The following is a 23,196-nucleotide window of genomic DNA, read 5'->3' as shown; positions in this document are numbered from 1 at the left end:
ACTAAGAAGGGATGGCTTGCCGTCCCTTTTTTATGTCTAAATACTTTGATATTAAAAGGCTAATCAGTAGACTAAAGATAATTTTTTATCTTGGATGGATATCATGAGTATTTGGTTTAGAGAAGTGACATTAGAAGATTGCGCCAAAATGGATGTTGGAATGCATGGAAAAGGCACCTTGATGAAAACATTAGGGATAAAAGTCACTGAAATTGGTGATGATTACATGGTGGCGACAATGCCTGCCGATCCTTCAGTCCATAATCCTCTAGGGATTGTCCATGGGGGAGCTAATGTTGCTTTAGCTGAAACGGTTGCGAGCTACGCCGCTAATTTTGTGGTCGATTTTGAAAATTTTTATTGCGTCGGCCAGGAGATTAACGCTAATCATTTAAAAGCTTCGCGTAAAGGTGAGTTAATTGCTACAACAAAACCAGTTCACATTGGTAAGCGAAGCTCTGTTTGGGAAGTCCTTATTACTAACAGTGCTGGCGAGCTATGTTGTATTTCAAGAATGACAGCAGCTGTGGTTGCACGTAAAGCTGTTTCTTAACTCTATCAATTCGAGTATCAATCAGTTTGAACGGTTAAAATTAGCTACACTAATTGTATAACGATCTTTAAAGAAGGAATGTTGAATGGAAGCAGCAACGATTTGGGAGTGGGTTGGTTATCTGGCCTCGGTAGTAGTAGCTATTTCATTAATGATGTCCAATATTAAAAAGTTACGCTGGTGGAATCTAATTGGTGCAGCTTTATTTGTTGCCTATGGTCTTGCTATTGGCGCTATTCCTGTCGCTTTAGTTAACTTTTTTATTGTACTCATCGATATATATTATCTTATTAAGCTATATCGAGAACCAGAGTCCAAACCAAGTTAAGCTTTCTGCTTGCTTAATTTCCAACCCTATATATGTAGTTAAATTCTATTTCTCGTTTAAAGAACCAGCAATTGATGCATCGCTTAAGCGTTGACATCGGTTACTGTTCTTTAATCCTGAATAGGACTTATTATTTTTTAAACCTTCCTTTTTACAATAAAGTTTGCTTGATTTATAGTCTATTTGCAGTTTTTTACGTTTAAATTCAATAGTAAAGGTGTAATCGTTTTTTTCTTTTGGTGTTATCTGTTTTAATCGTTTTTATGTTTTTGTGTAATTGGCTATTATTGATCTATCGCAATATCTATCGAGCCAAGAGAGAGCATTATGGCAACCGTCCACGATTTAATTGAAATGTGGTTACAGGATCACTAAAAGGAATAAATTATGAATCAGTCACAATATCTAACTAGCCAGAATGGTGCCCCGATTGCTGATGATCAAAACTCATTATCAGCAGGTGAGAGAGGTCCTTTACTACTTCAAGATTGGCATTTAATTGAAAAACTTGCTCATTTTAATCGCGAAAGAATACCTGAGCGTATCGTACATGCTAAAGGTACTGGCGTTTACGGTAAGTTCACGTTAACTAAAGATCTTAGCGATTATACCATTGCAGAGCACTTTAATGGTGTTGGTAAGGAAACTGAAACCTTTATTCGTTTCTCGACAGTTGGTGGCGAAATGGGGTCGGCTGATGCTGAGCGTGATCCACGAGGGTTTGGTTTACGTTTTTATACTAAGCAAGGTAATCACGATATTGTAGGTAACAATACCCCAACTTTCTTTTTAAGAGACGGTATTAAGTTCCCAGATTTTATCCATACTCAAAAGCGTAATCCGCAAACCAATTTAAAAGATCCTCAAGCAATGTGGGATTTCTGGTCACTAAACCCAGAAGCAATGCATCAAGTGACAATTTTAATGTCAGATCGTGGTATTCCAGCTAACTATCGTCAAATGCATGGTTATGGTTCGCACACTTTCTCTTTCTGGAATGCAAAAGGTGAGCGTTTTTGGGTTAAGTTCCACTTTAAATCACAGCAAGGTGTAGTGAACTTAACTGGCGAGCAAGCTGATGTGCTAAAAGGGATTGATCCTGATTCATCACAGCGTGATATGGTCGCAGCTATTGCTGATAAAAACTTCCCGAAATGGACTGTAAATGTTCAAATTATGCCGGAAGCAGAAGCTAACACTTATGCTATCAACCCATTTGATTTAACCAAAGTTTGGCCTCACTCAGATTACCCACTGATTGAAATTGGTGAACTTGAATTAAACCGTATGCCAGAAAACTACTTTGCCGAAGTTGAGCAGGTTGCATTAGCACCAAGTAACTTTGTACCAGGTGTTGGTGCATCGCCAGACAAAATGCTGCAAGCACGTTTGTTCTCATATGCAGATGCTCAGCGTTACCGTATTGGCACCAATTACAATCAACTGCCAGTTAACTGCCCACATGCAGCTAAAGCTAACCATCATCAACGTGCTGGAGCAATGGCAGGTACTCAATGTCCATACAATGGCAGTCAAACAGGTGCTGATTCAAGTGCAAACTACGGTCCAAATACTGTCGATGGCGGACTTAAAGATACTAGCCAATTTGCAGAGCCACCACTAAGACTAGACGGTGAAGCAGATAGATATAGCCGTTATGACCAAGATGACTATACTCAAGCGGGTAATTTGTACCGCATATTCAGCGAAGAAGAGAAACAACGTTTAGTTGAAACAATTGCAGGTACACTTAGCCAAGTGACTGCTGATGTTCAACAAAAAATGCTTGCTCACTTCAGCCAAGCTGATGTTGACTACGGTCAAAGAATTAAAGCGCTTTTAGAGGCTTAAATATAAATAGCGTATTAGAAACTCGTTAAGGTTGATGAAAGCGATGTGAAGCAAGTTTAGCTCGCTTGAGCAATCTAAAAGTTAACAATACGATAAAATAAAAGGAAGGCAGATGCCTTCCTTTTTTGTTTTTGCTAATTAGGTTGTTGAATTATCCTAATGGAATAATGCCATCCACTTTAATCACTAATGAACATGCACCAACAGCAGTCCAATCGACATCAGCAGGTGTAAAGTCTTCCCCGGCGCCAAGGCCTGGAATTTCTGTCACCCAATCAGCGGCTTTTAAGGCGGTTCGTTTGAAGTCAACATTACCTAGAATACGGGCACCCATGTTACGTTCAAACTTAGCTGAAAGCATTGGAGAGTACTCGTAGTAAGTCAGACGAGCTTCACCTTCGTTAATCACGTTGTAACAGGTGTTATTCTTACCAATGCTCATTGAAACATAGTAGTTTCCATCTTCTTCTTGTTTCATGCCGTAGCCGAAGATAGCAATGTTTGGCGTTTCAACTTGCTCTAAAGTTTCGTCATCAGTAAATTTATTGACCGTTGAAATGAGCTTAGAGCCCATTTGATTTTTAATTGCGCTTAACTGATATTCTTTACCATCGTTCGGGAACATGTCTGCCATGTACTCACGATTTTGTAGACCACAAGCTGATTTCAGTGTTTTAGCTCCACTGCCGTCAGATACTTCCTTCCACTCATAATTATAAATACTGCCATTTAAGCGCTGGGCTAGGTAATCAGCATTTAAGAATGAACCTGTTGTGTAGTAGAAAGAACCTGAAGCACCAGTTTTACCATCAACTAACGAGTCATCAGGTTCTGGTTGTGGGAATGTTGGATCTTGTGGATCGCCCGGATCTACAGGAGGCGTTTCGTCATGTGGGTTTTCATGACAGTTTGCACAATTACCGTAGTCACCATGAGGCACGTTTGCTGGATCGCTACCTTCGTAGTTATGACAACTCATGCAGTCTTCAGATGCCATTGCCGAAGTTAAAGCTGCGACTTGTGTTTGTTCATCAGCAGGTGCATTAGGGTCGATATAATCGAACATGACATTTTCTTCAGCGCACTGGTGACTGAATGTAGAGATATAACCTAGGGCTTTTGTTTGCAATTCTTCAGTTTTATTAGTGAGATTTGCATTGTCTTCTTCTAAAGAGGCATTAGCTGATGTTAGCTCTGAATTTTGAGTATTTAATTCAGCGTTCTGAGATTCAAGTTGTTTGATTTGACTCTCAAGACCTGAGGTATCAGTGTCATCATCATTACAAGCAGTTAGTCCTAGTAAAGCGATACAAACAACGCTTAATTTAAATTTGTTTTTCATTGTAGATTCCCCTATTTAATAGTTTTTAAACTATTCTTTTATATATTTTTTAAAGCTTTCAGAATGGTGAGTAATCAACTTGCCAAACTTATCCTCAATTATCATGATTGGGATTTGGTGTTCATTGGCGATAGCCAACGATTCTTTTACAGAGAGCACCATAAAGGCCGTAGCCAATGCATCTGCTGTCATAGAATATTTTGCGATTACTGTGGCAGATACCACGGTATGAGAAACGGGTCTTCCTGAGCGAGGGTCAATTAAATGAGAGAAGTGCTGGCCATTTTTTTCGAAGTATTTTCGGTAATCACCAGATGTTGCTACGGCTGAGTCACCAGGGGTAATAATTTCCATTTGACCGCTAGAGTATGCAAAAGGTTTATCAATCCCCACTTTCCAAGCTTGGTTATTGGCGCTCACTCCTTTGATGCGTAACTCGCCACCAATATCAACAAGGTAATTATCAACGCCATTGCGCTCCATGACTTCAGCTAACACATCGACACCATAGCCTTTAGCAATGGATGATAAGTCGATAGTTAATCCATCAATGCTCTTGCTGATGGTGTTACTTTTTAATTGAAGATGTTCTATTCCAATTAGCGTTTTGGCATGGCTTATAGCCTTATCTGAGGGGAGGTCTGTAACGCGGCCATCAGGTCCAAAACCCCAAAGGTTTACTAAAGGGCCTACAGTAATATCAAGGGTTTGATCGGTAATGTGAGCGATGCGTATCGCTTCGGTAATAACACGACTGAAATCGTGATTTATGGTTACCTGTGTGTTTTTAGCAGCTTGATTAAATTGGCTGATCTCTGAATCACTGCGCCAAGTTGACATTGACTGATTGACATCTTCCAAACGAGATTCTATTTGCTCTCTAATATCAGCCATTTTTGCAGGGGTTATCTTTTCTGCAGTCCACGTCACTTTATAGCTATTGCCCATGGTCTTTCCATACACAGTCCTCGTGTCTTGGCTATTTGCATGACTGGCATTAATGCATAAAAAAAGAGTGGAATATAAAATTTAATCAGTGAAAAATTCATAGTACTAACAAGTTGGAATTCAAATTAACGTTTGTGTTTTTAGAATATTCCTGGAGATGTTTTATGTAAATTTGAACCTAAAAAACGTCTGTGTTTGTATTGTTAATTGTGTAGCTAGTCATTGTTTTAAATTAATTTTTGAAGGCGATCTCGTTTAATAACTAATTTATTAGCAAGAAACGATATGTATTAAAGAGGCTGTAGGTGAGTGTTTTTTGATTGAGATATTGTGAGGTTGATACTTATTATTTTATTGATGCTTGATTATTTTGTGAGTGACATGTGATTTTTATGCTTTTTAATCTTTTTGGGTAAACATTAACTTTACTTTGTAAATTTCTTTAAATGTGGAATTTGCAATTCTAAAAGGTGAAAGTGCTGGTGTGTGTCACTCATGAAAGTGCGGACTGATTTCGTGCGATTAGTGAAAGAGTCTTTTAAATGGTCATTTTTCATAGGCCGTGATTAAAAAGATGATGACTAAAAAGACTAAGTGAAAAGAGACTTAAACTGATGCAAAGATGGAGTTTGTAAGTGACTTGTACTTTACCTCGGATTTGTACTTTACCTCGGATATCAATAATTGATTTTATGAATCAGTAAATAATTTTATAGTTACTTAATCAGAACTCTAGTTAAGAGATTTATTAAATCATTAATCATTTTGATTGATTATGCGGCCACTCAGTTTATACAGAGACTTCCGTATAAACTGAGGTTAACTCAACAATTTATACCAAGACTTGGTTTAACACTCTTTGCCAGTTGCCACCCAAGAAGCGGTCACGATCGCTCGATTTATAGCGCGCTTTTGCTAAAGCATCATCAATACGGCTCATTCTATCGATATTGTTGAGCTCAGGAATAACCACATGTTGCGGTAGACTTTCAAAACCTAATACATTCTTTGCTGCTAGGCTTTGCCACCACTCATGGTACTGCTTCACGCCTTCGGCATTATTATTGTCTAAGGCTAACAGGTTTTCTTGCCCTCTTAGGGGGTAATCGTTGGCAATTGCTACGGCGTTAACGCCACCAATTCTTGCTACTCTATCAAGCTGACGCACATAGTCCTCTATCGTCGGAACTGGTTCATTAGTGAGCCAAAAGCTCATCATGAATACGCCAAACACACCGCCAGTATCGGCAATCGCACGAATGACTTCATCAGGTGAGCAGCGAGCATTATTCACAATAGAGCGGACAGCGCCATGGCTTTGCACTATAGGCATGTTGCTAGCTTTAGCTGTATCAAGTGCCGTTTGCGGACTTGAGTGGCTAACATCAATCAAAATGTTGCGTTGATTGAGGGCATTGATAAGTTGATGGCCGTCGGCGGTAAGTGGCTTGTTTAACCCTTGAGTTCCGTCATTATCTAATGCGCCGCCAGCAAAACGGTTACCGTAATGATGGGTAAGTTGCAGTACTCGAAGCCCGTGCTGATGGAATTCATTTAGATGTTGCCAATGTTCCCCTTCGCCTTTTAGGCTATCGCCTTCAAAAGTATCTTCTTCAACACAATCAGCGCCTTGGATTTGAAAGTAAACGGCAGTACGCTGCTCTTCGCGAGCTATGGCAATATCGCGACCACTTAAGCCTTGCATTAAAATCGTTGGGTTATCACTAACGATCTTTTGTGCCTTTTTAATGCTGGCGATACAAGCTTTGTAACTACGTTTGTAATTGGTTGTGCCATCTGCTTGGGTAATGGCTTCAATATCGGAGATATCGCAAATGTAGGCATCAAGTTTTGATGCGCGAACATCTGCGAGGTTTTCTGGTAAGAAACTTAACCCATCAATATAGAGACGTGATTTAGGTTTTGCCATGGCTGATGAGGCGTATAGCGGGCAAAGAAGACTGGCAGCGGCAATGCCTTTTAATAATTGTCGGCGGCTTTGGTTACAAGCGCTAGGTGTCATATGGTTTCCTTTTTAGACGCTTGTAATCAATGTTGCATGATTATGCTGCGGCAAATTGCTTTATAGCATTGGCTAGTGCGGTTAATCCATTGGTACGAGATGGACTGAGTTGACCACTTAATCCTAATTGCTGGAAATAATGATCTAAATCGAAATTGGCAATCTCAGTCGTGGTCTTTCCATGGGTTGCATTTAGCAGTATAGCAATAAGACCCTTAACTATACGTGAATCGCTGTCGGCACAAAAAAAGTGCAGAGACTCAACTTGATGGTGATATAGCCAGGCTTGGCTTTCACAACCTTTTACTTGAGCCGTTTCTACTTTATAGGCTTCAGCTAAGGGTGCAAGCACTTTACCTATCAACATGATCTGACGGTATTTATCTTGCCAGTTTTTAGCTTGTTCAATGGCGGTAACGGCGTCTGATATTTTTTCACTTAATGGTGAAAAGTAACTATTGTCAGGTTGCAGTGTTTCAGATTGAGACGTGGTGTTTTGACTCAAGAATCACCTCTAAAAAATGGGCTAATGATATTGACGAATCATTCAATGTTTTAGAATGACTGTTCACTTACTATAAATGGGCTTTAGTTATAGCTAGTTTGCTAAACAGCATACAGTTCTAGCTGTAACTCTTATAAAAACTATTCTTATAAAAGGCGCTTATAACAGTAACTCTTTCACATTACGTAGTGCAGTTATAAATTGGTCAATATCCTGCTTATTATTGTAAATGCCGATGGATGCGCGGCAGCAGCCTTTAATCGCAAGTTGTTGCATTAATGGCATTGCGCAGTGATGCCCGCATCTAACAGCAATACCTTGCTGATCGAGCAAAATACCGACGTCTTGATGATGCTCACTGCTGACGTTAAATGCTACTGCGCCGCAATTATGTTTATTGGCACCATAAAGCCTAATGTCACCTAACTGGATGAGCTGCTGCTGTAAATAAGTTAGCAATGATTGTTCGTGTTGCCTGAGTTGCTCTTTTGGCAAAGTATTGATGAAACTGATGGCAGCACCTAAGCCAATAACAGCTGAAATTGCAGGCGTTCCTGCTTCTAACTTATTCGGTAAAACGCCAAATTCAGTGCCAGAAAAGCTGACTGTTTTGATCATCTCACCGCCAGTCATCATAGGTTCAAGTTTATCTAATTGTGCAAAGCGGCCGTAAAGAATACCTACGCCAGTTGGGCCATACATCTTGTGGCCTGAAAATACGTAAAAGTCGCAATCAATTGCTTGGACATCAATATCAAAGTGAGCGATCGCTTGAGCGCCATCAACAAGGGTAATCGCCCCAGCAGCTTTTGCTTTTTGTACCAGTATTTCAACGTCATTTACTGTGCCCAATGCATTAGTTACGTGACTAATAGCAACTAACTTAGGGGTTAATTTTAGTAATTCATCAAATGCAGCATGATCGATAGTTAACCCATCATTGAGCGGGATCGGCTTGATAATAGCGCCAGTCTTTTTAGCGAGTTGCTGCCAAGGAACGATGTTGGCATGATGCGCCGCACTGTCGACTAAAATGATGTCATTGGCGTTAACTTGCTGACTAATACCATAAGCCACCATATTGATGGACTCGGTGGTGCCGTGAGTAAAAATGACTTCTTCAGTTTGTTTGCTGTTGATAAAGGTTTTTACTTGTTCACGGACACTTTCATAGTTTCGAGTGGCACGAGCTGATAGTTGATGAGCTGCGCGGTGAACATTGGCATTATCAAGTTGATAATAGTGGTTCATGGCATCAATGACTGATTGCGGTTTTTGACTGGTTGCGGCGGTATCTAAATAACACAGAGGTTGGTCGTCCAACTGCTGGGCTAATGTAGGAAACTGGGCTCTTATCGCATCATGTTCAAAAGCTATGGTCATTGAAGGCTCATTATTGACGAAGTGTTATATTGATTTAGTCAGGCATTACTCAAGTCTAATTGATCGCTTTCTTGCTTGAGGTATTAGTCTAAAAAGAAAGCGCCACGATCTTCATAGAAAGTGACGCTTAATGCAAGTATACATTTGCTTTTACTTGTCTGCCTTATGGGCAAGGCATGCGATAAAGATTGGAGAGTTGATTTATTCGCTCAAGTAACTCTGGTGATAAGCTGACATCTAAGCTATCGATATTCTCTTTTAGTTGCTCAAGGTTGGTGGCGCCTATGATATTTGAAGCCACAAAGCCTCTTGAGTTAACAAAAGCTAACGACATTTGCGCAGGGCTTAAATTAAATTCACGAGCTAAATCGACGTAAGCTTGAGTGGCTTCAAGCGCCATTGGCGTTGAGTTATAACGTGCAAAGCGTTTAAACAGCGTTAATCGGGCCGCTTCTGGCCATTGACCGTTTTCATATTTACCAGTAAGAGCACCAAATGCCAGTGGCGAATAGGCCAGTAATGGCAACTCTTCACGGTGACTGATTTCAGACATGCCTAATTCATAGCTACGGTTAAGTAAGTTATAGGGATTTTGCACACTGACGATTCGAGGTAAATCGTGTTTCTCTGCTAATCGCAGATATTGCATTAAGCCCCATGGGGTTTCGTTTGAAACGCCAATATAACGGACTTTGCCTTGGCGAATGACTTCCGCGAGTGCTTCTAGGGTTTCTAAAATAGGCGTCTGGTGTTCATCCTCTATATGATCATAAAGAAACTCACCAAAATAATTGCAGTTTCTGTCAGGCCAATGTAATTGATATAAGTCGATAGTATCGACTTGCAAGCGCGCTAATGAGGCATCGACAGCTTGATGAATATTAACCCAATCTAGTGCCATGTTGGGGCGAATGAAATCACTTTTAGGCCCGGCAGCTGAGACTTTGGTGGCGATAACTAAATTGTCACGGTTATCACGTTGAGAAAGGTAATTACCAAGAATACGTTCAGTTTCACCCTGTTTTTCAGCATTAGGTGGCACGGGATACATTTCAGCGGTATCGATAAAATTAACACCGCGACTGATGGCGTAATCCATTTGCTCAAATGCTTCACGCTGGGAGTTTTGTTCTCCCCATGTCATGGTACCTAAGCAAATCTTACTAACGTCGAGGCTAGAATGGGGTATGCGTTGATATTCCATTTATTTCTCCTATGGAATGCAGTTACTTCGACGTTAGCAATGTTTAGCGATAAACAAAAGTGAGTAATTATCCCAAATGCTTAATTGCTGAATATATGAGCATTAATAAATGGCGCCATGGCTAAAATAATGGCTTGGGTATAGATACTCTCACGAGTGGCAAGTCCTTGGGTTAGTAAGCCAATTGCACCGCCTTTTTGCTTAATATTGTCGGTATTAAATAGTCGGTCCATCACATGGCCTAACTCTTCGCCTTGCTCAAGTGCTTGATATACCTTTAAAGGCAATGGCAGTAGAGCGCTACGACCGACAGATAGCTGCTGATTATGAATAATTGCCATATAAGCAAAAGTCGCAGGGCCGTGATCAAAACAATCTACGCCGCCTTCCATAGCAATATAAAAGTCGGCTTGATGTTGCGACTGACAATATTCAGCGCGATTGATTGCGCCTTGTTTGGTTTCGGCTTCAGTCATAGGCTGCTCAGCAACGAGTGAAGGAGCATGAATACCATGACAATTGATTTGCTGCTGCGGAAAATATTGACTAAAAGCGACTTTGGCAGCATTCACTTTAACGGGATTTTTTGAGCCGACGATAACGGTTATTGGTTTCATGTTTATTGATTTCATGGTTATTGGCTTTATGGTCATTGGTATATTACTGAGTAGGTTCAGACATAGTTTTTGTAGTGAGCGAGTTATTTTTAGTTGCGTCATAAGTTACACTGATGCGCATTGAGTATCTTACGCTATTTTATAGAGAGTCATCATGGCAAAGAAGTTTTATGTTGTATGGTCAGGTCGAGAAACCGGAATTTTTACTAGCTGGGATTACACCAAAAAGCTGGTGGATAAGTTTCCACAAGCCAAATACAAATCTTTTCCAACGGAAGCAGCGGCTAAAGCTGCATTTGCGGGGTCACCTGCTAGCAGCATTGGCAAGAGTGTTACTAAATCAGCCTCTTCATCAGGCAGCAAGAAATCGAAAAATAGCAGTGGTATTGAGTCGATCAAAACCAAAAATGTGGATCTGAGTACTCACGAATTTATCGTCTTTACTGATGGTGGCTGTGAACCAAATCCTGGCAAAGCAGGATCTGGGATGGCGGTTTACCATAAAGGTGAAATCAGTGAACTTTGGTATGGCTTATTTAATCCTAATGGCACCAATAATAGCGCAGAGTTAAATGCCTTGTATCAAGCGTTATTAGTGGCTGAAAAAGCGATAAAAGCCAATCAAACTACCAAGATCATGAGCGATTCACAATACTCGATTAACTGCATTACCAATTGGGCTTATGGTTGGAAAACCAAAGGTTGGAAGCGCAAAGTGGCTGGAGATATTGCTAACTTGGAAGTGATTCAACAAGCCCATGAGTTATACGATGCAATGAAAGATAAGCTGGATATCGCTCATGTTGCAGCTCATATTGGTATCGAGGGCAATGAACTCGCTGATCGCATGTCTATTTATGCTATTGATCAAAAGACTGTTGAATTTGCCCGTTACGATAAAACTATCGATCTACAAGCTATTTTAGCCCTTCGTACTGGTTAACCTCGCATCCTTTACAAAAGTCCCTATTTGGTGATTATTCTAGATAAAGTGGTAGTTGTATTAGCACCTGATACTACCACTTCAAATCCACTCATACTGTGTGCTATCGGTTTATTAGGTGTTGCTTTATTAGTGTGATTGTTAACCGTGATGTGTAAGTCTGTTAACCATTTGAATAACTCATCGTACCAGCTGTGTGCGCCGCTCTCATATTGATTCGATTTTTTAAAAGTCGGAAATAAAAATGATCTAGATCATATTTTGCTATTTAGAATTCTATATTCTTCGCCGTGAAATTAGTTACCTCATTTAAGGTCATTTTTATGCAAAGAGATTCAATCAGTGCGCAGGATGTTGCAATTTCAGCTCAAGAAGAGCAAACCTCAGTAAAAGGCTGGTCACGCCAAGATACCACTTGGATGCTTAGCTTATTCGGTACTGCTGTTGGTGCAGGTATTTTGTTTTTACCTATCAATGCAGGTATGGGTGGATTTTGGCCGTTAGTATTAATGGCAATCATTATTGGCCCTATGACTTATCTTGCTCACCGTGGTCTATCTCGTTTTGTTTGTTCTTCTAAAAATCCTGGTAGTGACATCACTCAAGTGGTTGAAGAGCATTTTGGCGTTAGTGCGGGTAAAGCAATCACTGTTTTATATTTCTTTGCTATTTTCCCTATTGTGCTTATTTATGGTGTTGGTATTACTAACACGGTAGACAGCTTCATTGTTAACCAACTTGGTTTTGCTTCTCCTCCACGTATTCTTTTATCTGCAGTTCTTATTATTGGCATGATGTCAGTGATGGTGGCGGGTGAAAAATTCATGCTGAAAGTAACTCAGTTCTTGGTATACCCACTAGTAGCAATCCTTGCATTTATGTCTTTCTATTTAATTCCAGATTGGAAGATGGATGCATTACAAGTGGTTCCTTCAACGGGTGAATTCTTAGGTACTGTATGGTTAACCATTCCGGTATTAGTGTTCGCATTTAACCATTCTCCTGCTATTTCGCAGTTCTCTGTGTCACTTAAGCGTGAACATGGCAACAATGCTGCTAAGAAAGCGGATGTGATTTTACGTAATACATCGATGATGCTAGTTGGCTTCGTGATGTTATTCGTTTTCTCTTGTGTTTTGTCTTTAAGCCCTGCGCAACTTGCTGAAGCAAAGAGCGAAAACTTAGCGATTTTATCTTACTTAGCTAACGTACATTCAAGCGGATTTGTGAGCTATTTTGGTCCGATCATTGCGTTTATTGCGATTATCTCTTCTTTCTTTGGTCACTACTTAGGTGCAACTGAAGGCTTAAAAGGCATGATCACTAAGCAATTACGCAGCAGCAACAAAGAAGTCTCTGATGCTAAATTGAACAAGTTCATCTTAGCCTTCATGTTCTTCAGCATCTGGATTGTTGCGGTAATTAACCCAAGCATTCTAGGTATGATTGAAGCGTTAGGCGGTCCAATTATCGCAGCAATTCTTTACCTAATGCCTATGTACGCAATCCATAAAGTGCCTGCTTTAAAAGCTTACCGCGGTCGTATCAGCAACGTATTTGTTGTGATTGCAGGTTTGTTAGCAATGACTGCAATTCTATTTGGTTTAATGAGCTAAGTGCTGATTAAACTTGATTGAGTTAAACCACTCATTTAAGTGAGTGGTGATTCGAGGAGTGCAGTGAGTGCTCCTCTTTTTCTTGTTTTTAGCTTTGTTGTTTTGAGCAGTAAAGCATTGAGGTTTATTTATGTTTAGTGCATTTGAAATCTTTAAGATTGGTATTGGTCCTTCTAGTTCTCATACCGTTGGGCCGATGAAAGCGGCAAATTGTTTTATTAATGATTTAATTGAGCAAGGTCAACTAACACAAATCACTAAGTTTACCGTCGACGTATACGGTTCACTGTCCTTGACGGGTAAAGGTCACCATACTGATATCGCGATTATTATGGGCCTTGCTGGTAACGAGCCAGAAACCGTTGAAATCGAAGCTATTGAACCTTTTATTGCTCAGGTTGAGAAAACTCAGGAAATTATAATCGGCGATGCAATTCACCACGTTGATTTCCCACGTGATGCGCTTATTTTCCATAGCGATACGTTACCTTTGCATGAAAACGGCATGAAGTTACACGCTTGGATTGGTGACAAATGCGTTTATAGCAACACTTATTATTCTATCGGCGGTGGTTTTATCGTTGAAGAAAGTGAGTTTAACCAAAGCCACGTTAATGGTGTTGAAGTGCCTTATCACTTTAATTTTGCAGACGAATTAGTCGCTCATTGTAAAGTTTCTGGTTTAAGCATTAGCGGCTTGATGAAGCAAAATGAGTTATGTTTTCGCTCAGAAGAAGACATGTATTCTAGCTTCAGTTTAGTCTGGAAAACAATGCAAAATGCCATTGAAAAAGGCTGTAATACCGAAGGTGTTTTAGCTGGTCCGTTAAAGGTATCTCGCCGTGCTCCAGCATTACACCGTGAATTGATGCGCAGTGAAAAGCTAAGTAATGATCCAATGGAAATCATCGATTGGGTTAACTTATTTGCGTTAGCGGTGAGTGAAGAAAATGCGGCTGGTGGCCGTGTGGTGACATCGCCTACCAATGGCGCTGCAGGGATCATTCCTGCAGTGCTAGCTTACTACAATAAGTTTATTCAAAAAGTAGGCCCTAAAGAATGTAGTCGCTTCTTTTTAGCTGCAGCTGCGGTGGGTTCGCTTTATAAACGTAATGCATCCATTTCGGGCGCCGAAGTGGGTTGTCAGGGCGAAGTGGGCGTGGCGTGTTCAATGGCCGCTGCGGGCTTAGCTGAGCTTATGGGCGGTTCACCTGCGCAAGTGTGTATGGCCGCAGAAATTGGTATGGAACACAATTTAGGGTTAACGTGCGATCCTGTTGCTGGCCAAGTTCAGGTACCGTGTATTGAACGTAATGCGATTGCGTCAGTTAAGGCGATTAACTCTTCTCGTATGGCATTGCGTCGTAACTCAGAGCCACGAGTTAGTTTAGATAAAGTGATTGCGACTATGTACGAAACGGGCAAAGACATGCACTCTAAATATCGTGAAACTAGCCAAGGTGGGTTAGCGATTAAAGTCACTAATTTGTGTGCATAAACGTGCGCCACTTAATCTACTTAGTGTTCTAAACAATAAAAAGGCTTTCAAATGAAAGCCTTTTTTGTTTTTTACTTGTCACGCTATTTAGTATTTAGCGTTACTCCTTTGAGTCTTCTGCAAGCTCTTCATACATCAGGTAGTGGCTTTGCTCCATCCCTAATGATTCATAGGTTTTTTGAGCGCGTAAATTATCGTGTTCTACATACAGTCTGAAACTCGCCGCGCCACCAATATCGGCAGCCATTGATTTGACCGTTTGATAAAGTTTGGCATATATCCCTTGGCGACGATTTTGCGGGCGAATATACACACTTTGGATCCAACAATAGTTTGTTGCGCGCCAATCACTCCATTCAAGTGTGACCATTAATGAACCTGCAATCTCACCCTCTATTTCGGCCACTAAATAAAAGCCTTTTTCAGGACTGTTAAGCATAGTGCTAACGCCTTTGGTGAGCAGTTCATTGTCTAAAGACAAGTTTTCTGTCTCCATTGCCATGGCTTGATTGAATTCAACTAATGCTGGTAAATCTGATAGCTGGCCTTTTCTTATTTTCATTGTGGCTCCTTGAGGCGAAAAATAAGTAAATTTTCACCACATTTTTATTCGACTAAAGTCTAAGCTGCTATGCTTAATATTCATCTTGTATGGTTTGAGAGAATGCTATGAATAAATCAAAATATCAATTCAGAGTATACCGTTACTTTGCCCGTTCAAATCGCATTGGCTGTGCTGCGAGCAACCCCATACAGGTGCCACATCCTACTACAGCCTACGCTAATGCACAGCCTGCAATTAACCATGTATTGCACTTTATTTTGACCTTATTCACTTTTGGATTATGGGCGATGGTGTGGTGGTGGCTAATTTTAAAGTCTCGTGGCGAGCAAAAAAATCTGTTTGCTGGATTTGATGATGACTATTGGAGCTACTTGATTGAGAGGGAAAGACCGCCAGCCGCGTTATATCCAACCAAAGTAGGAAAAGACAAGGTTGAGAGTGTTTTTGAGGCCTAATATCATTTATTAGCTACTAGACCAGCGTAAGATGATATAGATCATCCAATCAATCATGATTGTCGTGCTAGTATGCCGCGCCGATTTTATTGATTATTGCCATCTTCTAATTTAATAAGCCGTTCGGCAGCGAATTACGCACTACTTATTTACTCAATCAGCAAGGTTTACATCATGTCAAAACATGCTCCGTCTTTTCCACGTCGAGTTTGGTCGCGTTGGATGTCAGTTCCGTTATGGTTACAAATCCTTATCGGGATGGTGCTAGGTATTATCGCCGGGGTCAGCTTAGGCGAAGATGCAAGTTACCTTAAGCCTATTGGTACCTTGTTTGTTAACACCATTAAAATGTTAATTGTGCCGCTCGTGTTTTGTTCATTAATTGTGGGTGTGACTTCAATGCAAGACACGGCCAAAATGGGGCGAATTGGCTTTAAGTCATTTGCGTTCTATTTAGGTACAACGTCTATCGCAATTAGTATCGGTTTGCTTGTGGGCAACATCATGATGCCGGGCGCTGGTCTTGGCTTACAGAGCAGCGAAATTATCAATGAGGTGAAAGAAGTGCCGACATTGATGGACACTTTGATCAATATCGTGCCGACCAATCCAGTAGCCGCTTTAGCGAGTGGTCAAATATTACAAGTGATTGTATTTGCTGTCGCATTGGGTATTTCCTTGGTGTTAATTGGCGATCACGGTAAACCTGCTATTCGTGTATTTGAGAGCTTAGCTGAAGCGATGTTCAAACTAACAGACTTAGTGATGAAGCTTGCGCCTTATGGTGTATTTGGCTTGATGGCATGGGTTGCTGGCGAGTATGGACTCGACATGTTATTGCCATTGATTAAGGTTATTGTGGCAGTTTACGTGGGCTGTGCATTACATATCTTAGGCTTCTACAGCCTAGTGTTAAGCGTGTTCGGTAAACTTAATCCAATGCAGTTTTTCAAAGGCATTGGTAATGCAATGGCGGTGGCATTTACCACTTCTAGTTCTGCGGGTACCTTACCTGCGAGTATGAAATGTGCCAGTGAAAACTTAGGCATCAATAAGAAGATATCAAGCTTTGTACTGCCACTGGGCACGACAATCAACATGGATGGTACTGCGCTTTATCAAGGTGTAACGGCGTTATTCGTCGCTCAAGCATTTGGTATTGATTTAACTTGGGTTGATTACATCACCATTATATTAACCGCAACGCTTGCGTCTATTGGTACTGCTGGCGTACCTGGTGCGGGGCTTGTGATGTTAACGTTAGTATTAACCACAGTTGGTTTACCGTTAGAAGGTGTGGCCATTATTGCGGGTATTGACCGCGTGCTTGATATGGCGCGTACCGTGGTTAACGTATCAGGTGATTTAGTGGCAACGACCATTATTGCCCGTTCAGAAGATGAATTAGATGTTGAACACTACAATGCGGACATGGAGCAATCGGCGATTATTGCTCAGCATGCTGAAGTTGATTTAGCGCAAAAGGTTGAAGATAACGTCAAAACAAGCAGTTAACCTAAATAATTGACGTAAAACGAATAAAAAAGAGTGAAGCCATGGCTTCACTCTTTTTTTGTTCATTTCTTATGATTGTTAACTATTCAAATCAATTAAGGCTCTTATTCATCAAGTTGACTTAATACTAGTAGGTTGGCGCCAGCGTCTGACTTTAATAACAGCTTGCCAGATTTTGAACGCTTAACATTGGTCACCATTGGCATAGCCTTCATAATACGTTGTTCTTGTTGCATCAGCACATCTACACAAGCCATCATACTTGCTCCAGCTGGTTGTAAGCTCAGCTGGTTTTGGTCTTGTTCATATTCACCAAAAAACTGATTACAGCTGTTATTGCCAGATAACTTGCCATCAGCGGCAAAGCTGATTTGAGCAGGACTGTGATTAATGACAGCTTCAGATAAAGCTGATTCTACATACCAATTACCGATTAAGTTAATTTCTTCAGCCGGGTGGCTGTTGCTTTGACAAGCACTAAGACCGAAAATAACCACACAAGCGGTGAAAATGGGTTTTATCATGATGGATTTGTTCCAATGGGGACGCTAATTCCCATAGTATATACTGTGTTTTAGGGTTATTTTCACCCTAAAGTAGAATTAATCTAATATTTGTCACTGACACCGTGCATTGTGCTGTTTTTAAACTAATTTGATGTTCATATGCAAACCTAAGTCCCTTAAACCAATATTTAACTGCAAAAGAGTCGGTCACATGAGTAAAATTTTTAAAGCCCTACATATGGTTGGATTATTATGTGTAGGCATAGGCGCAGGGTTGTACTTACTCACTGATGTCGCTAATGAGATAACTGGAATGTTGATTATTGCCAGCTTGATAGGCGTCGGCTTACTTATTATGGCGCCTTATCCTGTAGCACTTGTTTTTGACTGGGAGCAAAAGCAGCATGTTAATCAAGATAATGAGGCTAATAAAATTGATAAAAGTGACGAACACAATAAATGAGCATTGAATATCGTTTAGCCACAGAGGTTGATGCCGTAAATATTGCTCATCTAGAACAGCAGTACATGAATGATGAGTTATCTTCTTCAGCCGATGTAATGTCTGGCCAGTGCTTTTCAAAAGTACAAATTAGCGAGCTAATAAAACAAGGCTGGATAATGTTGGCTGAATTAAACACGGATACAGCTTCAGCAGAAGCTAGCGTTAAATCGATTATTGGTTACGTGATTGCTGGGCCATGGTCTTGGTTTCAAGCTTGGGGTATTTATGCGCAGGTATTACGAAAACTCAGTGATATCGAGATAGGCTTTTGCCGAGTGACAGCGCAGAATAGTTGCCAATATGGCCCGATTTGGATCCATCCGTCCCATCGAGGGCAAGGAATTTTTGAGCAGTTAGTAAAAGGTATTCAACGCAAAGCTGCGATGAAATACAGTTTTATGGTCACATTTATCGCAGAAGATAATGCGGTTTCTTTTGCTGCCCATACTAAAAAATCAACGATGGAAGTGGTGGATTATTTTAGCTTTCAACAACGTGATTATTATTTGTTGGTCATGAAGAATTAAATAACTGTTAGCAGCAAACGACTGTAAAAAATCAAATGAATTTATTTAATGGTGAGTAGTAATTATATGGAACAAAACCAGCAAGGTAATCAGCAACAGTTTGAACAAGTATTTCAGCCTTATTTGCATTTAAGGTTAGGGGCGTTTGAGAACTTAAAAATTGTCGTTGGGGTACTGGCATCATTGGATAAAAGCTATTCAACATATGAGCTTGAATTAAGTGCCGCTAGTGATTCGAAGTCAAGGCCATCTTATATTGTCGACACTGAGTTTGGGGTTATCGATTGCGGACGCACTAATGGTTATGAAGAAGCAATAACTTTACTAGATGAAGATAAAACTGTGGATTTGTCAGCGGCTAAGACCGTCAATGTGCCAGTGCTTAGCTTGCAGCAAATTTCGTTTATGTGTGTAGAAACATCTCATTTTGATCACTGTTAATTTAGGCTTTATCTTCTGTAGTTTTCTTCATCAGTAGTAGAGGCCTTTCGGGACTATGATATTTATTAAACTGTTGAAGGATATCATGATCAACACAATTATTTTGACTAACGCTTATGGCTTGATGAAAGTCATAAGCTTGATAAAAACTCTCTAGCTCTGGAATGGCAAAAACGTAACTGTGTGTTTTCAGCAGTTGAGGGCTAATAAAGTTCATTAACCGGTGAGCTAAGCCTTTTCCTCTCGCATGTTCTGCGACAACAAGCCCTGTGATTAACTGACTCTTTCCTATTGTTTTTATTCTAATAGCAGCAGCTATCTTTTCTTGCTCATTAAGTAAGTTTTCATTAATTACACTAGTTTGTTGCAAGTCGGTGTCAGGTTTTACTTTTATCGAACCTAGCTGATGGTTTGACTGACTCAACTGAGTGGCTAACCTTATGAATGCTATTTGATCATTAATATTGGGTTTAGAATAGGCTAAATGTTGACGATAAAACTGCTTTAGCTCAGACCACTCCCTTTGATCGCTAGATATCTGGCCATTCTTCGTTTCACTCTTTAAGTTAAGTTTTGAAGGATAAAACCACTTTACAGTGTGCATTATGTGCCCTTATTTAATATTGAAGATATACCTTTAATGTCACTAATGTTCATAGTAACAAATCATGACTTGGAAGGTTTTCAATTAAGCTGCGAGGTTATAAATACAGACAAGCTGATTTAAATAAAAGAGGCAAAGTATCGCTTATTTGTGGTTAATTGCGTTTTAATGCTGGTGATTTTGAGAGATATTTATACAAAATTTAATAAAAATGACTGATAAGTTATGTTAATAGCTTGTTTCATTTAGAGTTGGTCTTTTGGGGCTTGTTTGAACATTTATTGGGTGGTAGCTTAGTAAGTAACTTATTTAATTTATTATTTTTAACAAATAACCCGTGTTTGAATATAGTGAATTATTGTTTAAAACAGCTTGAGATTAAAATGGAATTTTTGCCGCAGGCGTTAACAGCGCAACAGGTTTATAAATTATTAATTGGTGGTGTAAGCCCAAGACCTATTGCTTGGGTTTCAACGGTATCAAAAAATGGGGTGAGTAACTTAGCACCATTTTCATTCTTTACTGTTGCAAGTGCTAACCCCCAGTGCTGTGCTTTAACCCAATGAGCACAGATAAAGGATTAGAAAAAGATACCTTGGCTAATATTCGTGAACAGCAAGAGTTTGTGATCAATAGTGTTAGTTATCAAGATTTAGCGGTGATGAATCAAACTTGCCATCAATTACCTGCCGATGAAGATGAGTTCGAATATGCGAGCGTTGAAAAGCAGGCATCATCAATTGTGGCTCCTCCTAGAGTCAAACAAGCTTTAGTAAGTTTTGAATGTCGGTTAAATCAGATAGTCGATTTAGGTCATGAGCCTATGTCTGGTCACCTTGTATTGGGTGATGTGGTTGCTATTCATGTGCGTGATGATGCGGTAACCGATTTTAAAATAGACAGCGAAAAGTTAGATGCCATCGGCAGAATGGCTGGCAATGACTATAGTTTAACTAGGCAGAAGGTTCAGTTAAATCGATAGTCAATTAGTAAGCACTACTTGCTCATTAGAGTGAGCTTTGGAAGTGACCGAGTCAATGAAGGATCATCTAGGTCATTATTTTAAGATAGTTGAGCATTAATTACAGGGAGAGGTAATGCCAATTTCAAGAGTAAATCCAAGCCAAACAAAATTTGCTAATAAACAACGTGATGTCACCAAAGGGATAGTTGTGGGCATGATTGTTTCCTTTGCTTTTGTTATCTATGGCGCGTTAGCTAATCCATTTGAGTTTAGTGAACCACAGTCCTTAATTGAAAGGTTGATCATTTATGCCTATGGCATGATTTTACCTACATTAAGCTTAATTATTGCAGTTGCCCGAGTGGCTAAACATCGATTTTTTAACTCTGAAGATATTGATGGCCGCAGTTTTTATAAAGAGTCGGAGCGAGTTAGACGTTTACAAAACGTGCTGCAAAATACCTTAGAGCAATTTTGTATTGTAATGAGTGTTTACTTCTTATGGGCTTTTATCATGCCAGCTGAATATATGTCGTTAATTGCATTGATTTCGGTCTTATTCTTTATTGGTCGAATTTTGTTTATGCGTGGATATGATAAAGGTGCAGGAGCGAGGTCGATTGGCTTTGCCTTAACGTTTTATCCGTCAGTATTGACTGTGGGTGCGATTATTATTTATCTATTTTATCGAGTCTTAGTTTAATTCATTTGAGTTGAACTCACTTTTTAAAGATACAAAAAAACCGTCAGTTGACGGTTTTTTTATTTCCAAGACGTTGAGCTTAATCGTCAATAAGTATTAAAACTTATAGACCAGCATCAGCGCGAAGGATTTCAGCTTTATCAGTCGCTTCCCAAGGGAATTCATTACGTCCGAAGTGACCATATGCCGCAGTACCTTGATAGATAGGACGTGCAAGGTCTAGCATTGCAGTTAAGCCGTATGGACGAAGCTCAAAGTGCTGACGCACAAGCTTAATCAATACCTCTTCAGATACTTTACCAGTACCAAAAGTTTCAATGCTGATTGAAGTTGGCTCTGCAACTCCGATTGCGTAAGACACTTGAATCTCACAGCGTTCAGCAAGGCCAGCAGCAACGATGTTTTTAGCAACGTAACGTGCAGCGTAAGCAGCACTGCGGTCAACTTTTGAAGGGTCTTTACCTGAGAAAGCACCGCCACCGTGACGCGCCATACCACCATATGTATCTACGATGATTTTACGACCCGTTAAACCACAGTCACCTACAGGTCCGCCGATAACAAAGCGGCCAGTTGGGTTAATGAAGTACTTAGTGTCTTTGTTTAACCATTGTGATGGTAAAACTGGCTTAATGATGGTTTCCATCACACCTTCAATCAAGTCTTCTTGAGTCACATCTTCACGATGTTGAGTCGATAACACGATGGCATCGATACCCTTGATTTTGCCATTTTCGTAGGCAAAAGTGACTTGGCTTTTGGCATCTGGACGTAACCACGGTAATGTACCGTCTTTACGAACTTCAGATTGACGCTTCACTAATTTGTGAGCATAGGTAATTGGTGCAGGCATTAATACGTCGGTTTCGTTACTTGCGTAACCGAACATTAATCCTTGGTCACCAGCGCCTTGTTCTGCAGGGTCGCTACGGTCAACACCTTGGTTAATGTCTGGAGACTGTTTACCAATGGCATTTAAAATCGCACAAGAATCAGCATCAAAACCCATATCTGAATGAGTGTAACCAATTTCACGTACTGTCTTACGTGTGATTTCTTCGATATCAACCCAAGCTGAAGTTGTGACTTCACCGCCGACTAAAACCATACCGGTCTTAACGTAAGTTTCACAAGCAACACGTGCTTTAGGGTCTTGCTCTAAAATTGCGTCTAATACCGCATCAGAAATCTGATCGGCGATTTTATCTGGATGACCTTCTGAGACTGACTCAGAGGTGAACAAGTGGTTTGCCATAGTTGGTAAATCTCGTCTTTTGGAATTTGAACGTGTAGAAGCATCTACATCTAGACGTCTATAATAATTCAAATCAGGTTGGATAACACCCCTTAGAACTAATATAAGTTAATAATTGTGCAATCATTCAAAGATTTAGAAAAATTGAAAATGACCTGTTTCAGTTTTTTAATAAATTAATCTTATGAATTTTATGCTAATTATTCTATTTATAGCGTAACGATTAAGGGCTTTAAGGTTAAAAATAAAACAATAACTTTAGTCGATGTTTATCACTTTGTTGGTTTTTTTATTGCCCACTGGCAACAAATATTCACGCACCTTTTTACGGATTATTACCGCTTT

At 40.1% G+C, this 23,196-nt stretch carries 25 protein-coding genes; 14 read left to right on the top strand and 11 right to left on the bottom strand.

Translation table 11 applies throughout. The features are described from left to right. Positions 1–103 precede the first annotated feature (103 nt). The 3 genes from AC0L4E_RS15295 to katB all read left to right on the top strand — a co-directional run bounded on the left by AC0L4E_RS15295 (position 104) and on the right by katB (position 2,732). Positions 104–553, top strand: a complete 450-nt coding sequence (locus AC0L4E_RS15295; RefSeq protein WP_473679900.1) for a PaaI family thioesterase — start codon at positions 104–106, stop codon at positions 551–553. Positions 554–638: 85 nt separating this feature from the next. Continuing rightward, positions 639–881, top strand: coding sequence for a YgjV family protein (locus AC0L4E_RS15290; protein ID WP_473679899.1), 243 nt, complete (start codon positions 639–641; stop codon positions 879–881). Positions 882–1,268: 387 nt separating this feature from the next. Then, a complete protein-coding gene (katB, locus tag AC0L4E_RS15285) occupies positions 1,269–2,732 on the top strand; it encodes a catalase KatB (RefSeq protein ID WP_473679898.1) in 1,464 nt (487 codons plus the stop codon). Positions 2,733–2,883: 151 nt separating this feature from the next. Here katB and AC0L4E_RS15280 read toward each other — a convergent pair whose 3' ends face one another. The 7 genes from AC0L4E_RS15280 to yjjX all read right to left on the bottom strand — a co-directional run bounded on the left by AC0L4E_RS15280 (position 2,884) and on the right by yjjX (position 10,769). Next, complete coding sequence (locus AC0L4E_RS15280) at positions 2,884–4,074, bottom strand: hypothetical protein (RefSeq protein ID WP_473679897.1); 1,191 nt, start codon at positions 4,072–4,074, stop codon at positions 2,884–2,886. Between the two features lie 30 nt (positions 4,075–4,104). Continuing rightward, positions 4,105–5,022: an FAD:protein FMN transferase gene (locus AC0L4E_RS15275; RefSeq protein WP_473679896.1), complete on the bottom strand. Its 918-nt coding sequence runs from the start codon at positions 5,020–5,022 to the stop codon at positions 4,105–4,107. Positions 5,023–5,854: 832 nt separating this feature from the next. Beyond that, entirely contained in the window at positions 5,855–7,045 is a 1,191-nt protein-coding gene (locus AC0L4E_RS15270) for a membrane dipeptidase (RefSeq protein ID WP_473679895.1), read from the bottom strand. Positions 7,046–7,085: 40 nt separating this feature from the next. Next, positions 7,086–7,550 carry a SufE family protein gene (locus tag AC0L4E_RS15265; protein ID WP_473679894.1) on the bottom strand — a complete coding sequence of 155 codons (465 nt, stop codon included), beginning with the start codon at positions 7,548–7,550 and terminating at the stop codon, positions 7,086–7,088. A 159-nt stretch (positions 7,551–7,709) separates the two neighbouring features. Beyond that, on the bottom strand, positions 7,710–8,933 hold the full coding sequence (locus tag AC0L4E_RS15260; protein ID WP_473679893.1) for a cysteine desulfurase: 1,224 nt from the start codon (positions 8,931–8,933) through the stop codon (positions 7,710–7,712). 163 nt (positions 8,934–9,096) lie between these two features. After that, positions 9,097–10,137: an NADP(H)-dependent aldo-keto reductase gene (locus AC0L4E_RS15255; RefSeq protein ID WP_473679892.1), complete on the bottom strand. Its 1,041-nt coding sequence runs from the start codon at positions 10,135–10,137 to the stop codon at positions 9,097–9,099. Positions 10,138–10,217: 80 nt separating this feature from the next. Continuing rightward, positions 10,218–10,769 (bottom strand): inosine/xanthosine triphosphatase, encoded by a 552-nt coding sequence (gene yjjX, locus AC0L4E_RS15250; protein ID WP_473679891.1) that lies wholly within the window; start codon positions 10,767–10,769, stop codon positions 10,218–10,220. A gap of 139 nt (positions 10,770–10,908) precedes the next feature. Here yjjX and AC0L4E_RS15245 point away from each other — a divergent pair, with 139 nt between their 5' ends. The 3 genes from AC0L4E_RS15245 to AC0L4E_RS15235 all read left to right on the top strand — a co-directional run bounded on the left by AC0L4E_RS15245 (position 10,909) and on the right by AC0L4E_RS15235 (position 14,811). Next, positions 10,909–11,697 (top strand): ribonuclease H1 domain-containing protein, encoded by a 789-nt coding sequence (locus AC0L4E_RS15245; RefSeq protein ID WP_473679890.1) that lies wholly within the window; start codon positions 10,909–10,911, stop codon positions 11,695–11,697. Between the two features lie 323 nt (positions 11,698–12,020). Beyond that, positions 12,021–13,313 (top strand): serine/threonine transporter, encoded by a 1,293-nt coding sequence (locus tag AC0L4E_RS15240; protein WP_473679889.1) that lies wholly within the window; start codon positions 12,021–12,023, stop codon positions 13,311–13,313. A gap of 130 nt (positions 13,314–13,443) precedes the next feature. Beyond that, positions 13,444–14,811: an L-serine ammonia-lyase gene (locus AC0L4E_RS15235; protein ID WP_473679888.1), complete on the top strand. Its 1,368-nt coding sequence runs from the start codon at positions 13,444–13,446 to the stop codon at positions 14,809–14,811. Between the two features lie 100 nt (positions 14,812–14,911). Here AC0L4E_RS15235 and AC0L4E_RS15230 read toward each other — a convergent pair whose 3' ends face one another. Next, positions 14,912–15,373, bottom strand: a complete 462-nt coding sequence (locus AC0L4E_RS15230; protein WP_473679887.1) for a GNAT family N-acetyltransferase — start codon at positions 15,371–15,373, stop codon at positions 14,912–14,914. Between the two features lie 107 nt (positions 15,374–15,480). On the opposite strand from AC0L4E_RS15230, the gene AC0L4E_RS15225 reads away from it, so the two are divergent. Both AC0L4E_RS15225 and AC0L4E_RS15220 read left to right on the top strand, forming a co-directional pair. Further along, a complete protein-coding gene (locus AC0L4E_RS15225) occupies positions 15,481–15,831 on the top strand; it encodes a hypothetical protein (protein ID WP_473679886.1) in 351 nt (116 codons plus the stop codon). 174 nt (positions 15,832–16,005) lie between these two features. Further along, positions 16,006–17,346 (top strand): dicarboxylate/amino acid:cation symporter, encoded by a 1,341-nt coding sequence (locus tag AC0L4E_RS15220; protein ID WP_473679885.1) that lies wholly within the window; start codon positions 16,006–16,008, stop codon positions 17,344–17,346. A 104-nt stretch (positions 17,347–17,450) separates the two neighbouring features. On the opposite strand, the gene AC0L4E_RS15215 is transcribed toward AC0L4E_RS15220, so the two are convergent. Beyond that, positions 17,451–17,870 (bottom strand): META domain-containing protein, encoded by a 420-nt coding sequence (locus AC0L4E_RS15215; protein ID WP_473679884.1) that lies wholly within the window; start codon positions 17,868–17,870, stop codon positions 17,451–17,453. Positions 17,871–18,063: 193 nt separating this feature from the next. On the opposite strand from AC0L4E_RS15215, the gene AC0L4E_RS15210 reads away from it, so the two are divergent. Genes AC0L4E_RS15210 through AC0L4E_RS15200 form a run of 3 tightly spaced genes read left to right on the top strand, consistent with a single transcriptional unit; the run spans position 18,064 to position 19,325 of the window. Continuing rightward, positions 18,064–18,315: a hypothetical protein gene (locus AC0L4E_RS15210; protein ID WP_473679883.1), complete on the top strand. Its 252-nt coding sequence runs from the start codon at positions 18,064–18,066 to the stop codon at positions 18,313–18,315. Next, positions 18,312–18,884: a GNAT family N-acetyltransferase gene (locus AC0L4E_RS15205; protein ID WP_473679882.1), complete on the top strand. Its 573-nt coding sequence runs from the start codon at positions 18,312–18,314 to the stop codon at positions 18,882–18,884. The genes AC0L4E_RS15210 and AC0L4E_RS15205 overlap by 4 nt, the downstream gene beginning before the upstream one ends. A gap of 48 nt (positions 18,885–18,932) precedes the next feature. After that, positions 18,933–19,325 (top strand): hypothetical protein, encoded by a 393-nt coding sequence (locus tag AC0L4E_RS15200; RefSeq protein ID WP_473679881.1) that lies wholly within the window; start codon positions 18,933–18,935, stop codon positions 19,323–19,325. Between the two features lies 1 nt (position 19,326). Here AC0L4E_RS15200 and AC0L4E_RS15195 read toward each other — a convergent pair whose 3' ends face one another. Next, positions 19,327–19,929 (bottom strand): GNAT family N-acetyltransferase, encoded by a 603-nt coding sequence (locus tag AC0L4E_RS15195; RefSeq protein ID WP_473679880.1) that lies wholly within the window; start codon positions 19,927–19,929, stop codon positions 19,327–19,329. Between the two features lie 266 nt (positions 19,930–20,195). On the opposite strand from AC0L4E_RS15195, the gene AC0L4E_RS15190 reads away from it, so the two are divergent. The 3 genes from AC0L4E_RS15190 (at position 20,196) to AC0L4E_RS15180 (ending at position 21,596) form a co-directional block, all read left to right on the top strand. Continuing rightward, positions 20,196–20,495, top strand: a complete 300-nt coding sequence (locus tag AC0L4E_RS15190) for a hypothetical protein (RefSeq protein WP_473679879.1) — start codon at positions 20,196–20,198, stop codon at positions 20,493–20,495. Continuing rightward, the gene (locus AC0L4E_RS15185) at positions 20,492–20,911 is read left to right on the top strand and encodes a flavin reductase family protein (protein ID WP_473679878.1); all 420 of its coding nucleotides are present in this window, start codon (positions 20,492–20,494) and stop codon (positions 20,909–20,911) included. Before AC0L4E_RS15190 ends, AC0L4E_RS15185 begins: the two co-directional genes overlap by 4 nt. Positions 20,912–21,026: 115 nt before the next feature. Continuing rightward, positions 21,027–21,596 (top strand): MAPEG family protein, encoded by a 570-nt coding sequence (locus AC0L4E_RS15180; protein WP_473679877.1) that lies wholly within the window; start codon positions 21,027–21,029, stop codon positions 21,594–21,596. 103 nt (positions 21,597–21,699) lie between these two features. On the opposite strand, the gene metK is transcribed toward AC0L4E_RS15180, so the two are convergent. Then, positions 21,700–22,851: a methionine adenosyltransferase gene (metK, locus tag AC0L4E_RS15175; protein ID WP_473679876.1), complete on the bottom strand. Its 1,152-nt coding sequence runs from the start codon at positions 22,849–22,851 to the stop codon at positions 21,700–21,702. Positions 22,852–23,196 lie beyond the last annotated feature (345 nt).

This window comes from Shewanella sp. GJ50-10 (assembly GCF_055808815.1).
The sequence above is the reverse complement of the archived record's forward strand: the minus strand, read 5'-3'. Positions and strand labels throughout refer to the sequence as shown.

Coding starts and splice junctions, on each gene's coding strand:
- AC0L4E_RS15295 (WP_473679900.1), top strand. CDS start 104: ATGAGTATTTGGTTTAGAGAAGTGACATTAGAAGATTGCGCCAAAATG.
- AC0L4E_RS15290 (WP_473679899.1), top strand. CDS start 639: ATGGAAGCAGCAACGATTTGGGAGTGGGTTGGTTATCTGGCCTCGGTA.
- katB (WP_473679898.1), top strand. CDS start 1,269: ATGAATCAGTCACAATATCTAACTAGCCAGAATGGTGCCCCGATTGCT.
- AC0L4E_RS15280 (WP_473679897.1), bottom strand. CDS start 4,074: ATGAAAAACAAATTTAAATTAAGCGTTGTTTGTATCGCTTTACTAGGA.
- AC0L4E_RS15275 (WP_473679896.1), bottom strand. CDS start 5,022: ATGGGCAATAGCTATAAAGTGACGTGGACTGCAGAAAAGATAACCCCT.
- AC0L4E_RS15270 (WP_473679895.1), bottom strand. CDS start 7,045: ATGACACCTAGCGCTTGTAACCAAAGCCGCCGACAATTATTAAAAGGC.
- AC0L4E_RS15260 (WP_473679893.1), bottom strand. CDS start 8,933: ATGACCATAGCTTTTGAACATGATGCGATAAGAGCCCAGTTTCCTACA.
- AC0L4E_RS15255 (WP_473679892.1), bottom strand. CDS start 10,137: ATGGAATATCAACGCATACCCCATTCTAGCCTCGACGTTAGTAAGATT.
- yjjX (WP_473679891.1), bottom strand. CDS start 10,769: ATGAAATCAATAAACATGAAACCAATAACCGTTATCGTCGGCTCAAAA.
- AC0L4E_RS15245 (WP_473679890.1), top strand. CDS start 10,909: ATGGCAAAGAAGTTTTATGTTGTATGGTCAGGTCGAGAAACCGGAATT.
- AC0L4E_RS15240 (WP_473679889.1), top strand. CDS start 12,021: ATGCAAAGAGATTCAATCAGTGCGCAGGATGTTGCAATTTCAGCTCAA.
- AC0L4E_RS15235 (WP_473679888.1), top strand. CDS start 13,444: ATGTTTAGTGCATTTGAAATCTTTAAGATTGGTATTGGTCCTTCTAGT.
- AC0L4E_RS15230 (WP_473679887.1), bottom strand. CDS start 15,373: ATGAAAATAAGAAAAGGCCAGCTATCAGATTTACCAGCATTAGTTGAA.
- AC0L4E_RS15225 (WP_473679886.1), top strand. CDS start 15,481: ATGAATAAATCAAAATATCAATTCAGAGTATACCGTTACTTTGCCCGT.
- AC0L4E_RS15220 (WP_473679885.1), top strand. CDS start 16,006: ATGTCAAAACATGCTCCGTCTTTTCCACGTCGAGTTTGGTCGCGTTGG.
- AC0L4E_RS15215 (WP_473679884.1), bottom strand. CDS start 17,870: ATGATAAAACCCATTTTCACCGCTTGTGTGGTTATTTTCGGTCTTAGT.
- AC0L4E_RS15210 (WP_473679883.1), top strand. CDS start 18,064: ATGAGTAAAATTTTTAAAGCCCTACATATGGTTGGATTATTATGTGTA.
- AC0L4E_RS15205 (WP_473679882.1), top strand. CDS start 18,312: ATGAGCATTGAATATCGTTTAGCCACAGAGGTTGATGCCGTAAATATT.
- AC0L4E_RS15200 (WP_473679881.1), top strand. CDS start 18,933: ATGGTGAGTAGTAATTATATGGAACAAAACCAGCAAGGTAATCAGCAA.
- AC0L4E_RS15195 (WP_473679880.1), bottom strand. CDS start 19,929: ATGCACACTGTAAAGTGGTTTTATCCTTCAAAACTTAACTTAAAGAGT.
- AC0L4E_RS15185 (WP_473679878.1), top strand. CDS start 20,492: ATGAGCACAGATAAAGGATTAGAAAAAGATACCTTGGCTAATATTCGT.
- AC0L4E_RS15180 (WP_473679877.1), top strand. CDS start 21,027: ATGCCAATTTCAAGAGTAAATCCAAGCCAAACAAAATTTGCTAATAAA.
- metK (WP_473679876.1), bottom strand. CDS start 22,851: ATGGCAAACCACTTGTTCACCTCTGAGTCAGTCTCAGAAGGTCATCCA.